The following is a 13428-nucleotide window of genomic DNA, read 5'->3' on the forward strand; positions in this document are numbered from 1 at the left end:
CAGTGATGAATAGTGCGGGAAACGGGGGAATAATGAAAAGCGCCGACCATATCGTCTTCGACATCGATCTGGCCCGGGAGATTCAGCAACTGCTGCTGCCGAAGAACTCCCCGACCTGCGACTGGTGCTGTCTGGGAGTGAAAAACCGCATGGCCATCGGCCTGGGCGGGGATTACTTCGACTTTCTCACCGCCCCCAACGGCTGCCAGGTGATCTTTCTCGGCGATGTCACCGGCCACGGGCTCACCGCTTCGGTGGTCATGTCCCTGATCTACGGCTACCTGCACCACGCCACCGCGCGCCAGTGTACCCCCCTGGAGACGGTGGCCAGGGTCAACAGCTTCCTGCGCTCCTTCGCCACCCGCTCCGACCGTTTCGACTACCTCTTCTCCTCCTCCCTCTTCTTCAGCGTCATCGATCCGGCGACGTTGAGCATGCGCTACGTCAATGCCGGCCATGTTCCCCCGATGGTGCGCCGCGGCGACGAAATCTTCCATCTCCTGCCCACCGGCGTTCCTCTGGGCTTTTTCGACGATCCGGAAATGTTCATGTGCTCCTTCCAGTTCCTCAAGGGGGATCGTCTGCTGCTCACCACCGACGGCATCACCGATGCGAACAACGACCTCGGCGAATTCTTCGGCTACGGGCGCCTGGAAGCGTCTCTGCGCTCCTTCCAGGGGGATCACCTGGAATTCCTCGACGAGATCTACCGGGCCATCGCCGCCTTCGGCGCCGCCGAAACCCTCAAGGACGACTGCACCGCCATCGTCGCCGACTTTCACGACCCGCTCTCTGCTTACTCCGTGTCATAAGGGATTCCGCCGGACCAGCGGCAGCCGCCGGGCCGGAATGCGGCTGAATGTGGTTTTCAATCTTCGGCGGGGGGTGGAACGGATTCCTCAAGGTTCGCGGCACCCTCGACCTCCACATCCCGGTGCAGCTGACGATAGAGGGCCTCGGCAATGCCGAACCGGCCCTGCTCGGCCGAAGCCTTGGCAACTTCGAGATCCATCATGTCCTGGAACGAATCCTGGGCCATGCCGCGCGGAAAGAGGCCGCCGGCGGGGACGGTGGAACGCATCGCCTTGAACATCGACTGGACGAAAATCGCCTCGAACTCCCGGCAGGTCTGGCGCAGCGCCGCGTCGTCCTGCGTGGCTGTGTCCTTCGCGGCCGCTTTAAGATTCTGAGCGACGAGCAAACTCGGATCGACCTGAGTCAATTTCATGACACCCCCCTATCGCTGGTTCTCATCGGAAACGCCCTCCCATCATTCATCACTCCGCATTACAGAATAACCAGCTCCGCATGCAACGCCCCGGCGGCCTTGATCGCCTGGAAGATGGCGATGAGATCGCGGGGGGTGGCGCCGATGGCGTTCAGGCTGCGGGCCACGTCGCCGATGCTGACCCCTTTTTCGAGCACCACCAGTTCGCTGTCCTTTTCCGAGACCTCGATGGTGGTCCGGGGTACCACCGTCGTCTGCCCCTGGGAGAAGGGCGCAGGCTGGGAAACCTCGGCTTCTTCGCTGATCACCAGACTGAGGTTGCCGTGGGAAACGGCCACCGTCGAGATGCGAACATCCTCGCCCATGACGATGGTGCCGGTCTTTTCGTTGACCACCACCCGCGCCGCCAGATCGGGGGTGACATCGAGACTTTCCAACGCCGCCACGAACTCCACGGCGCGGCCGCGATAGTCGTCGGGGATGAGGACGCGCAGGCTGCCGCTGTCCACCGGGCGGACGATGCTGCCGCCGAAGCGCCCGGCGATGGCTTCGCTCATGCGTGTCAAAGTGGTGAAATCGGGGGTCTTGAGGCGATAAACCAGAACCTCGCCGGTACCGAACTCGTAACCGACCTCCTTCTCGACAATGGCCCCGCCGGGAATCCTGCCCACCGTCGGATGGTTGGTCTGCACCTTGGCGGCCTTGCCGCCGAAGGCCAGGGAACCGACCACCAGCGGCCCTTGGGCGACGGCGTAAACCTGGCCGTCCGGCCCGTTCAGAGGGGTCATCAGCAGAGTGCCGCCGACGAGGCTGTCGGCATCCCCGACTGAGGAGACTTGGACATCGATGGTACTGCCGGCGCGGGCAAAGGGGGGCAGAGCCGCAGTGACGACGACGGCCGCCACGTTGTCGACCTCGACCTCCTCGCGATCGACGGTGACGCCGAGACGTTCCATCATGTTGACCAGCGACTGCACGGTAAACTGGGTCTTATCGCTGTCCCCCGAGCCGTTCAGGCCGACCACCAGGCCATAGCCGACCAGCTGGTTTTCCCGGACTCCTTCGAGGGTGGCGATGTCCTTGATGCGCGCCGCCTCGCTGGGAACGGCGCCAAGCAGCAGCAGCAGGCAGAGAGCGAAAGGGCCAAGAGGCTTTTTCATAGAAAGGTTCCCCATCGTGGTTCAGAAGGGCCAGACATTGTCGAGAAGGCGCATCAGCCAACCTGGTTTCTGCTTGTCGCTGAGCACCCCTTTGCCGGTATAGGCAATACGGGCATCGAGAATATTTTCCGAATTGACCACGTTCTGGGCCGAGATGTCCTTGGGCCGCACGATGCCGGTGAGTTTGACGATCTGCTTTTCGTTGTTGACCGTCACTGTCTTCGCTCCGGAGATGCGCAGATTGCCGTTGGGATAGACCTCCACCACTTGGCTGGTCAGGGTGGCGATGAGATCTTCTTTACGCGAAGTCCGTCCCGACCCTTCGAAATCGTTGTCGAAACCGGCTGAAACCAGGGCGGTGGGATCGATCGCCTTGTTGATGGTGGCCATATTGCGCTCCAGGCCAAAAGCCTTGGAGATATCCGCCGACATGCTGCTCGACCGACCGGTGCTGGTCTTGGCTTCCTTGCTGGCGCTGGCCCGCTCGTAGATGGCTACGGTCACGATATCCCCCACCGAACGCGCCTTGGTATCGTAGAAGAGACTTCCCTGTTGCTGGGTCCAAAGGGAACCGGGGCTCGCCGGTTTCGGGGGCTCGATGACCACCGACGAGGCGTCGGGCAACTCCTCGGTCTCGCTGAGAGGCCTGGTCTGATGGGCGCACCCGCCGAGAACCAGCCCGCAGATTACTATTGCCGCCAATCGTTTCATCATTACTGCTCCACAATGACCACGCCCGGTTCCACGACCCGCCCGGAAATATCCCGCTGGCTGTCGTTGTTGCGCACGCGGATGGTTTCGTTCCGAAGTCCGTTCTGCAGGGCTTGGCCCCGGGCCGTCAGACTCAGCGTCCCGCGACGGAGCAGAATGGTGACCGTCTCCCCCCGGCTAACGACCGGCGGCATCTCCACCGTCGCCGGATCAAGGGGCGTTCCCTGACGCACCGGGCGTTTGAGCTTCTTGCCGAGAAACTCGTCGGGGTCGAGACAGGGGTTACGCAGGGAGGTCAGATCCATCTCCACCCTATCGAGATCCGCCTCATTCAGAATCGTCCCCCGGTCGAGATCGGCGGCGGCCACCACCACCGGCGCCAGGGCTTCGAGTTCGCCGCGCAGGCTGAGATTGCGCACGACCTGCCCATCCACCCGAAAGATCACGGTAAAGCGCCGACTGCCGAGAATGCGCGAATCGGCGGGGATCACTTCGGTCGCAAGCTTGCCTTTGGGCAGCACGAAACTCGGGGGAAACTGCATATTTTTGAAGGCGATGCGGGCCTTGGGCAGACGCTCCCGGTTGGCCTCCAGGTAACCGGAAAGGAGTTTCTCCAACGCCGGCTGATCGATGACCAGGCCGTCGCGGCGCACCGTCACCGTCTGCGCACCGGCCCAGGTCGCCTGATTCAGTTCGGGAGCCCGTTGCAGAAGGGCCTGGCGGATCAGCGCGGCGGAGAGAGTGCGCTCCTGCCCCGGTTCCGGGCTCCGCATGAGCTGAAGTTCGGCAAAGGGGGCGGTTTCCGCGTCAAGCTCGGCCAGTTCCCCCAGGGTCACCATGGCATCCGCCACCAAGGCGTCGGAACGCAAGGAGATTTCCTGGCCCGAGGCGCCGGCAGCGCCAAACAGGAACAAAAGAAGCAGGGCAATCGGTACGAGCTGTGGCATGGCGTTCCTTGCGACTGAGGTTGGTCTTGCCCCATAAGCACTGCGATTGGCGTGCCAAAAACGCAACTCAGGAACCGGATTTCGGGTTCGAGACGGCCGGCTCGGCCCTCTCTCCCCATTCCGACTCCTGAGTTTCGTGGTTCGTTGTTAGAAATTTTTCGCCTAGCGGATGAGTCCGTTGGCCATCTGCAGCATCTCGTCGGCGGTCTGGATGGCCTTCGAGTTGATCTCGTAGGCACGCTGGCCGGCGATCATATTGACCATCTCTTCCATGATGCTGACATTGGAACCTTCCAGGTAGCCCTGGGAAATGGAACCCATGCCGTTCTCGCCGGGGATGCCCGTTTCCGGCGCGCCGGAGGAGACGGTTTCGCCGTAGAGATTGTGGCCGAGGCTCTTGAGACCGGCCGGGTTGCTGAAGCGGGCCAGTTCGATGGTTCCCACCTCGGTCGGGGTGTTGCTGCCGTCTTCGAGCACTTCGACGATGCCGTCGGAACCGATGGAGATCTGCGTCGCGCCCGCCGGGATGACGACTTCCGGCTCGATAGCCAGACCTTCGGAGGTGACGATGCGCCCGGTGCTGTCCATCTTCATGGCACCGCCGCGGCTGTAGGCGATCTCACCGTTGGGCTGGGTCACCTGGAAGAAGCCTTCCCCCTCGATGGCCAGGTCGAGTTCGTTATTGGTCGTGCGGATGTCGCCCGTGGTGAAGACCTTCTGCACCGCCGCTACTTTTGAACCCAGACCGACCTGGATACCGGTGGGAACTTCGCCGCCGCCAGCCGCCGTGGCCCCCGCCAGTTTGCTGGTCTGGTAGAGGATGTCCTGGAAATCGGCGCGGCTCTTCTTGAAACCGTTGCTGTTGACGTTGGCCAGGTTGTTGGCGATCACGTCCATATTCAGCTGTTGCGTTTCCATCCCCGTCGCGGCGGTCCACAGTGACCTGATCATAGTCTATCCTCCTTCGCTTTCTTACGCGAGTATGCCGATTTCGTTAATTTTTTCGGAAATGGTGCTGTAATTGAGCATGGCCTTCTGGCTGTTTTCAAAGACCCGCTGGATTTCCACCATGCGCGCCATTTCCTGCAGGATGCTCACGTTCGATTCCTCGATGCTCCCCTGCATCACCCGGGAGTTGGGCGACGGTTCGACCGCCGCACCCTCTTGCAGAGTGAAGTAGGCGCCGCCGGAGCGCTCCAGCAGGGTGCTGTCGTCCAGTTCGTAGAGGGGAATTTTCGCGGTCGCGCCCGATTCCATCTGGATGGTGCCGTCTTCACCGATGATCTTGACCTTGCCGTCGATGACGATCGGCGCGTTCCCCTCGTTGAGCAGCTTGAAGCCGCCGGCGGCGACCATGTTGCCTTCGGTGTTCTGTGAAAAATTGCCCTGGCGGGTGTAAAAAACGTTGCCGAGATCATCGCCGACCTTGAAGTAGCCGGAACCGGCGATGGCCAGATCAAGAGGCTGGCCGGTGGTGGTGATGACACCCTGGGAGAAATCGCTGAAACCTTCCTGCCCCTTGGCGAAGTTGAGCCCCTTTCCCTGGTTGCAGGACTGGGCTTCGCTGAGCGCCGCGGCGAAAGCTACGCGTCCCCGCTTGTAACCGGAAGTGCGCAAGTTGGCCATGTTGTGGGTGATGGTATCGAGGCTCTGCATGGCGGTCCGGGCCGCCGAAAGCGCTGCGTATTTTCCTGAACTCATGGCTACCTCGCTGTAGTTCTCATCTTGCCCATGTTATCGGCGCTCACGCCCCATTCCTTTAGGGATTTCTTTGCCGCTCAAAAAAAAAGCGACGCATGCGTCGCCTCTGACTGTCATAAATAATCCATTATGCCTTAGGGCTGATCAAAAATGCCCAGGTGCAAGGCGCCCGAAATTCGAGGAGCGAATCGTACCAGTCAGGTACGTTGCAGTGACGAGGATGAGGGCAACGTCGCAGATGGGCGTTTTTCATCAGTCCTTACCGTTCGCCCGAAACCCGGGCCAGCGCGATCAGCTGCTCCGCCTCCCCCGGCGCGATCTCCAGAATCTCGGCGATGTCCGCGGCGACCAGACCGCGTCGTGCCAGGGCCGCGACCAGCCGGTAGCGCTCAGGGATCGGCTTGGACCCGTCCCCCCCCTTGAGGCGCTGCTTGAAATCGGCCTGGGCGAGATCGGCGGCGAAGGCCTCGGGCCGCGCCCCCTCCTTCGCCGGAGCGCGATCCGGCATCAGGCGCAGACGCTCGACCACCTCGCGCAGCAGCTGATCCTGTTCCGCCAGCTGTTTGCGCCGCTGCTCCAGGCGCCGCTCCAGCAGCCAGCAACGCAGCGCTAGGCCGAGACAGGCGAGGAGCAGAAAGACAAAGAAAAGATCCCGCCCGGGCATGATCTACCTGCCATCGCGGCCCAGGCCGCGCCGCGCAAGCTTGCCCTTGAGCTTGGCTAGGGCCTGGCTGTGCAACTGGGAAACCCGTCCCTCGGTGACGCCGAGGACTTCGGCGATCTCCTTCTGGGTCAACTCCTCGTAGTAATACAAAGCGATGACCTGGGTTTCCTTTTCCGACAGGGTCTTCAGACAGGCGGCGATCTCCCGGGTCAATTCCTTGGCTTCGAGACGATCGAGAGCGCTCGGAGCGTTCCGGTCCACCAGGGTATCCTGCAGGCTGCGCCCCTGGCCGGCATCGTCCAGGGTCTCCTGCAGACTGACCAGGCCGAGATGATTAACCTCGCCCAAAAGCTGATGGTAATCGGCCAGGCTCAGCCCCAGCTCGCGGGCCACCTCCTCTTCCTCCGGGGAACGCCCGAGGCGATGTTCGAGGGTGGAAAGGGCATCGGCCACCCGCCCCTGCTTGTCCCGAAGACCCCGGGAAAACCAGCCCATCTTCCGCGCCTCGTCGAGAATCGCCCCGCGCATGCGCTGTTCGGCGAAGGTCTTGAAGAGCACCCCCTTGCCGGGATCGAAGCGACTCGCGGCATCCATCAGCCCAACCATGGCGGCGCTGGCCATATCGTCCCGGGTCATGTAGGCGGGCACCTGACAGACCATGCGCTCGACGATAAAGTCGACCATCGGCAGATGCTCGCGGATCAGCGCTTCGCGATCCACCGGCACCAGCGGCGGTTGAGGATAGATGAAGGTCTCCAGATCCATGGCTATTCGCCCTGACCGAAGGAAAGGAGCCGCTGCCAGAAGAGCTGCTGGGTCCCCTTGGCCTGCACGTTCTGGATCATCGCCGTCAGACTTTCGGCCAGATCCTCGAAAGCGCTGCTGATCTTGCTCTTGGGATAGAGTTCGACCATGACCTTCTGCCGGGAGATGGACTCGCGCATGCGCTTGTCGTAGGGAATACAGCCCAGGTAGTCAATGGAAATATCAAGGTAGCGATTGGCCACCAGGGTCAGTTTTTTGTAGACGTCGAGAGCCTCGTCGGGATCGACCACCGAGTTGACGATGAGATTGAAGCGCTTTTCGTGATACTTGGTCGAGAGCAGCTTCATGATCGCGTAGGCGTCGGTGATGGCCGTCGGGTCGGGGGTGGTCACGACCAGAATTTGTTGGGCGGCGACGTTGAAATAGGTGACGTTCTCGGAGATGCCCGCCTCGGTATCGATGATGATGATGTCGAAATCACCGTGAAAGGCTTCCATGGCGTCGAGGAACCGCAGCCGCTGCTCAGCGCTGAGATGAGTGGTGGACTGGAGACCGGACCCGGCGGGCAGGATGCGTACCCCCTCGGGGCCTTCGACGACGATTTCGTTAAGGGTCTTTTCCCCGGCGAAGAAATGGTTGAGATTGTACTGGGGGGTCAGACCGAAGACGACATCGACGTTGGCCAGACCGAGGTCGGCGTCGATGATCAGCACCTTCTTGCCGGAGCGCGCCAGAACGATGGCGATGTTGGCCGCCACGGCGGTCTTGCCGACTCCGCCCTTGCCGCTGGTAACGGAGATGACCTGCGGGAATTTGCGCCCCTCTGCCGAAGAAAACGCCGGGCGGGCGAAGTTGCCGCTGAGGGAGCGCAGGGTTCCGGCCTGATCGACAGGTTCCTTGACCATATCCATATCTCTCATTCCTTGAGTTTCCCCATGACCATCCCCGCCAGACGACGGGGATCAGCCGGCAGCAGATCCTCAGGGACGCGCTGGCCGTTGGTCAGATACGAAATCGGGCAATCATGCTTGAAGTGCACATTCAGAATCGAGCCAAGGCCCTCGCACTCGTCGAGCTTGGTGAAGATCAGGCTGTCGACGGGCAACCGCCCGAAGCGCCGGATAGCCCCGAAAAGTTCCTGCTCGCGGGTGGTCGCCGAAAGCACCAGATGGTTTTCCACGCCGCTGCCGGCACCGATGAATTTCTCCAGTTCGTCGATTCCGGCCTTGTCCCGGGGGCTGCGCCCGGCGGTGTCGATGAGAATCAACTCCTTGTCCCGATGGCGCTCCAGCACCTGGCGCAGCTGTTCGGGAGAGAGGACGACGTCAACCGGCACCTGCATGATTTCGCCATAGACCTTGAGCTGTTCGGCGGCGGCGATGCGGTAGATGTCGATGGTCACCAGGGCGATCTTACGCCCCTGGTTGAGCAGAAAATCGGCGGCCAGCTTGGCTACGGTGGTGGTCTTGCCGACCCCGGTCGGGCCGATCAGGGCCAGGGTGCGCGGGCCACGCCCCGGCGCCAGAGGATGCGTGACGCGAATCAGGTCAACCATGGCGGCAGCGAGAAAAGCTTCCAGAGTGACCGAACGATCCTTGGGGGGATAGTTGCGCAGGGCGCGCTTGACGATCATCTCCGCCACGTTTTCGCTGAGGCCGCGGGCCAGCAGCGCTTCCATCATGCGCACGATGGCCGGCTGCCCGGGGCGGCGCGCGGGGGGCGCGGACTCCACCGGGATCCGCGCCTCGACGGCGCCCTTGACCAGTTCTTTAAGTTCGTTGATTTCACTGCGCAGGGAATCGACATTAAGGGAGGAAACCTGCCCTTTCAGGGCATCAAGTTCCTGCTCCAGGGGGTCGATCACCTTCCGCCGCCGCCAGATGTCGGCATAGTTCAGTTCCGGCTCGACCGGGGCGCGCTCAGCGACGGGCTCGGCACCGAGGGCGCGACCGTAGAGATTGGCCGCCGCCGCAGGCGGTACCATCGGCCGGGGAGCCGGCTCCGAAGAGTCGATGGCGGCGGTGACTTCCAGCACGGGCTTGCCGAGCAGCCCGCCCTTACCCTTGCGCACCGAACGCGTGGAGAGGATCAGGGCCTCGGGACCGAGGCTTTCCTTGACCAGCTTGAGGGCGGTCGCCATATCCGGAGCTTCGAAGACTTTAACTTGCATGGAGGCGTACCGTTCCGACCGACTTCACCTTGAGGTGGGACGCGATCTCGTTGTGGGAGAGAACCACCAGATTGGGCAGATAGCGTTCGGTCAACCTTTTGACATGGGGCCGCAGGGTCGGGGCACAGAGCAGCACCGGCTGAGCCACGCCGACCAGCGCCTTGATGCGCTCGGAGAGCCCTTCCAGAACCGAGCGGGCGGTCCCCGGGTCGAGAGCCAGGTAGCTGCCCTGGGCCGACTGCTGCAGAGCATTCTGCAGGCGCGACTCCACATCGTGATCGAAGACCAGCACCGGCAGGGTTTCGCCGTCGGCGGCGTGGCGGGTACTAATCGAGCGACCCATGGCCTGGCGTACATACTCCGTAAGCAAGTCGGGATCGTGGGTCGAGGCCACCCAATCGGCCAGGGTTTCGAGAATAGTTCGCATATCGCGGATCGACACCTGTTCGCGCAGAAGGTTTTGCTGCACCCGCATGACCAGCCCGAGGCTCAACGGGTTGGGCACCAGCTCTTCGACCAGTTTCGGATAGTTCTTGGCAAGATTATCGAGCAAGTTCTGTGCCTCTTGGCGGCCCAACAGCTCATGGGCGTGTTTCTTGATGATCTCTCCCAGGTGCGTGGCCATGACCGTGGTGCAGTCGACCACCGTGTAGCCCAGCATCTGCGCCCGTTCGCGCTTGTCCTCGGAAACCCAGGTAGCGGGCAGGCCGAAGGCCGGCTCGGTGGTCGCCACTCCGCGCAGGCTGTCGCTCGCGGTGCCGGGATTCATCGCCAGATAATGCCCGGGAAGCATCTCGCCGCCGGCGATGCGCACCCCCTTGAGCAAGACGGCGTACTCGTTAGGCTTGAGCTGCAGATTGTCCTTGATGTGGATCGGCGGGACGATGAAGCCCATCTCCAGGGCGAACTGACGGCGGATTGCCTGGATGCGCGTCAAAAGTTCGCCCTTCTGGGCGGCGTCGACAAAGGGTATAAGCCCGTAGCCAACCTCCAGTTCCAGCAGGTCGACGGTGAGCATCTCCTCGTAGTTCTCCTCGCGGGGGGCCTCGATCTCCTCGACGGGAAGTGGCGGCGCGGCGGCCTTGGCCTGCTCCTGCTTCTGCACCAGCCAGGCGATACCGGCCAGAGCCGCTGAAAGAACCAGAAAGGAAAAGGTCGGCAAGCCGGGGATCAGGGCGAAAAAGAAGAGGATGCCGGAGACGACCCAGAGGGCGCGGGGGTGGAGGGTGAACTGGGTCTTCAGGTCGGAACCGAAATCGCCGGAACCGGCGCTGCGGGTCACCAGGATACCGGCGCCGGTGGAGATGATCAGGGCCGGAATCTGTCCGACCAGACCGTCGCCGACGGTGAGAATGGTGTAGGTCTGGGCCGCGTCGGCCATGGCCAGCCCCTGCTGGGCGACGCCGATGATAAAACCGGCGCCGATATTGACCAGGGTGATGATGATGCCGGCGATGGCGTCGCCGCGGACGAATTTGCTGGCACCGTCCATGGCGCCGTAGAAGTCGGCCTCCATGGAGATTTCCTTGCGTCGGGTGCGGGCTTCTTCATCATTGATCATGCCGGAGTTGAGGTCGGCATCGATGGCCATCTGTTTGCCCGGCATGGCGTCGAGGGTGAAACGGGCGGCGACTTCGGCGACGCGCCCGGCGCCCTTGGTGATGACCATGAAGTTGATGACGACGAGGATGACGAAGATGACGATCCCGACCACATAGTTGCCGCCGACCACGAACTGGCCGAAGGACATGATCACCGCCCCCGCCGCTCCGACCCCCTCATGACCATTGAGAAGAATCAGCCGGGTCGAGGCGACGTTGAGGGAGAGGCGAAAGAGGGTAGTCGCCAGCAGCAGCGAGGGGAAGACGGTGAAATCGAGGGCCCTGGCCGTATAAAGGGAGATGATCAGGATCATCAGCGAAATGGTGATGTTGGTCGCCAGAAAAATGTCGAGCATAAACGGCGGGATGGGAATGATCATCACCAGCAGGATGGCGACCAGGGCCAACGCCACGATGACGTCGCTGCGCACGATCAGCGCCGCCCATTTGTTCTCGGTGACCCAACTCATTGTTTCGTTTTCCCTTTAAGGCTGTAGACGTAGGCGAGGATTTCCGCCACCGCCGTATAGAGCTCCTCGGGCACGGCCTCCCCCACTTCGAACTTGTACAGAGCCCGCGCCACCGGCACGTTCTCCACCAGCGGCACCTTATGCTCCTTAGCGATCTCGCGAATCTTCATGGCCAGGGCATCGGCGCCCTTGGCGACGATTTGCGGGGCATCCATCTCGTCACGGCGATAGGCGATAGCGACGGAAAGATGGGTCGGGTTGGTGATGACCACGTCGGCCTTGGGGATCTCGGCCATCATCCGCTTGCGCGCCATCTGCATCTGGATCTGGCGGATCTTCCCCTTGATCAGCGGATCCCCTTCCGTCTCCTTGTACTCTTCCTTCTGCTCCTGCTTGGTCATCTTCATCTTCTCTTCCATCTCCCAGCGCACAAAAAGGTAGTCGAGCAGCGCCAGGACGATGAGGATGCCGCAGGTCTTGAGAAGCACGGAAAAAGCCAGCTGGCCGGTAAAAACCAGGGTGCTGACCGGCGGCATGTCGATCAGATAGAGGGACTGTTCGAACTCGTTACGCACCGTCTGATAGGCGAAATAGCCGATGACCAGAACCTTGACCAGCGACTTGAGCACCTCGATAAAGGAGCGCTTGGAGATGAATTTGCTCGCCCCTTTGATCGGATCGAGCTTGGTCAGATCCGGCTCCAGAGGCTTGGTGGTGAAGAGCCAGCCGATCTGCATGAAACTGGAGAAGAAACCGACCACCAGCACGAGCACCAGCAGGGGCGCGACCAGCAGACCGAGACGGGTAAGAATAAAGAGCAAAAGGCCCTGGATCGAGACGGGGGTCACGTCGAAGCTCCCCACCATCCCCAGCAGACCCCGGGTCAGCAATTCCAGCTGATCCCAAAAATAGGGGGCGTAAAAGAACCAGAGGAGTAAAAAGAAGGTCATCAGCGCGGCGGTGTGGACTTCGCGGCTCTGGGCGACCTGCCCCTTTTCGCGAAAGTCCCGGCGCCGCTTCGCTGTTGCCTGTTCGGTTCTGGAATCCTTGTCCTCGTCGGCCATGCCGCCTTACCTTTTCATCCAGCCGCGGCACCACGCCGCGGCCTACGGTTTCTCATCAGCAAAACCCGGTCCAATTTTTCCTGAGGGATGAAACGGGCGCGGCTTTTTCGTCTAAAACCGGCCTGCGGAAGGGATGAAGGGCGAAAAGAGCGTCGCTTCCCGCTATCTGAGAGCCTGGATGAGATGGAGAATCCGATCGGGAACCATGGCGAATTCCCGCTCCAGCACCAGCACCAGAAGGCTGAGTGTCAAACCCATGACAAGGAAGCCGACACCGATATTGAGGGGGTAAGAAAGCATGAAGACGTTGAGCTGGGGGAAGACACGGGCAAGGATGCCCATCACCAGGCTGGCCAAAATCAGCACCGCCAGAATCGGCGCGCCAAGCTGAATGCCGAGGACGAACATGCGGCTGACCAGGGTCATCAGAAACGGAACCGCGTCGCCGCCCAGATCGATGCCGCCCGGCGGCAGCAGTTCGTAGGAACGCACCACGGCACGAATGAAGAGATGATGGGCGTCGAACGCGAGAAAGATGAGAACCGCGATCACGTTCTGGTACTGGGAGACCAGCTCGATCTGGCGCTGGCTCTGGGGGTCGAAGACGTTGGCCGCGGCGAAACCCATCTTGTAGCCGATGATGGTGCCGCCGACCTCGACGGAGGTCAGCACCAGCTGGGCAATGAACCCGACCATCAGGCCGAGCAGCGATTCGGCAAGAATCAGCTGAACCAGGATGACGGGGGAAAAGTCGGGGGCAGGAAGATAGGGACGGACCACGGGAAAGATCAGCAGCGCCAGCATCACCGCCAGACCGAGGCGCACCCGCGCCGGGGCGGTGCCGCTGCCGAAGACCGGCAGGGTGCCGAGCATGGCGGCCATGCGCGCCAGACAGATGAGAAAGAGCTGGAAACCGGCGACGGTGAAGGGCAGGCCGTCCATGGGGC

General features: G+C 61.9%; 14 protein-coding genes. 1 reads left to right on the plus strand and 13 read right to left on the minus strand.

What is annotated here, in order from left to right:
- Positions 1-32: 32 nt before the first annotated feature.
- Entirely contained in the window at positions 33-812 is a 780-nt protein-coding gene (locus tag RBR25_RS00940; protein WP_432817642.1) for a PP2C family protein-serine/threonine phosphatase, read from the plus strand.
- Positions 813-868: 56 nt separating this feature from the next.
- Here RBR25_RS00940 and RBR25_RS00945 read toward each other — a convergent pair whose 3' ends face one another.
- From RBR25_RS00945 to fliR, 13 genes are all read right to left on the minus strand, one after another.
- Entirely contained in the window at positions 869-1228 is a 360-nt protein-coding gene (locus tag RBR25_RS00945) for a rod-binding protein (RefSeq protein WP_432817643.1), read from the minus strand.
- 59 nt (positions 1229-1287) lie between these two features.
- Positions 1288-2388, minus strand: coding sequence for a flagellar basal body P-ring protein FlgI (locus RBR25_RS00950; RefSeq protein ID WP_432817644.1), 1101 nt, complete (start codon positions 2386-2388; stop codon positions 1288-1290).
- Between the two features lie 21 nt (positions 2389-2409).
- Positions 2410-3099 (minus strand): flagellar basal body L-ring protein FlgH, encoded by a 690-nt coding sequence (locus RBR25_RS00955; protein WP_432817711.1) that lies wholly within the window; start codon positions 3097-3099, stop codon positions 2410-2412.
- A 2-nt stretch (positions 3100-3101) separates the two neighbouring features.
- Positions 3102-4046, minus strand: coding sequence for a flagellar basal body P-ring formation chaperone FlgA (flgA, locus tag RBR25_RS00960; protein ID WP_432817645.1), 945 nt, complete (start codon positions 4044-4046; stop codon positions 3102-3104).
- Between the two features lie 162 nt (positions 4047-4208).
- Positions 4209-4997 (minus strand): flagellar basal-body rod protein FlgG, encoded by a 789-nt coding sequence (gene flgG, locus RBR25_RS00965; RefSeq protein WP_432817646.1) that lies wholly within the window; start codon positions 4995-4997, stop codon positions 4209-4211.
- A 21-nt stretch (positions 4998-5018) separates the two neighbouring features.
- Positions 5019-5747 (minus strand): flagellar hook basal-body protein, encoded by a 729-nt coding sequence (locus RBR25_RS00970; protein ID WP_432817647.1) that lies wholly within the window; start codon positions 5745-5747, stop codon positions 5019-5021.
- A gap of 259 nt (positions 5748-6006) precedes the next feature.
- The gene (locus RBR25_RS00975; RefSeq protein ID WP_432817648.1) at positions 6007-6411 is read right to left on the minus strand and encodes a hypothetical protein; all 405 of its coding nucleotides are present in this window, start codon (positions 6409-6411) and stop codon (positions 6007-6009) included.
- 3 nt (positions 6412-6414) lie between these two features.
- On the minus strand, positions 6415-7176 hold the full coding sequence (locus RBR25_RS00980) for a FliA/WhiG family RNA polymerase sigma factor (RefSeq protein ID WP_432817649.1): 762 nt from the start codon (positions 7174-7176) through the stop codon (positions 6415-6417).
- Positions 7177-7178: 2 nt separating this feature from the next.
- Positions 7179-8087: a MinD/ParA family protein gene (locus RBR25_RS00985; protein ID WP_432817650.1), complete on the minus strand. Its 909-nt coding sequence runs from the start codon at positions 8085-8087 to the stop codon at positions 7179-7181.
- A 5-nt stretch (positions 8088-8092) separates the two neighbouring features.
- Positions 8093-9346 carry a flagellar biosynthesis protein FlhF gene (flhF, locus tag RBR25_RS00990; RefSeq protein ID WP_432817651.1) on the minus strand — a complete coding sequence of 418 codons (1254 nt, stop codon included), beginning with the start codon at positions 9344-9346 and terminating at the stop codon, positions 8093-8095.
- Positions 9336-11417, minus strand: coding sequence for a flagellar biosynthesis protein FlhA (gene flhA / locus RBR25_RS00995; protein ID WP_432817652.1), 2082 nt, complete (start codon positions 11415-11417; stop codon positions 9336-9338). Before flhA ends, flhF begins: the two co-directional genes overlap by 11 nt.
- Complete coding sequence (gene flhB, locus RBR25_RS01000; RefSeq protein ID WP_432817653.1) at positions 11414-12481, minus strand: flagellar biosynthesis protein FlhB; 1068 nt, start codon at positions 12479-12481, stop codon at positions 11414-11416. Before flhB ends, flhA begins: the two co-directional genes overlap by 4 nt.
- 162 nt (positions 12482-12643) lie before the next feature.
- Positions 12644-13423: a flagellar biosynthetic protein FliR gene (gene fliR / locus RBR25_RS01005; RefSeq protein WP_432817654.1), complete on the minus strand. Its 780-nt coding sequence runs from the start codon at positions 13421-13423 to the stop codon at positions 12644-12646.
- Between the last annotated feature and the right edge of the window lie 5 nt (positions 13424-13428).

Source organism: Trichloromonas sp. (assembly GCF_034006665.1).
Lineage (GTDB): Bacteria > Desulfobacterota > Desulfuromonadia > Desulfuromonadales > Trichloromonadaceae > Trichloromonas.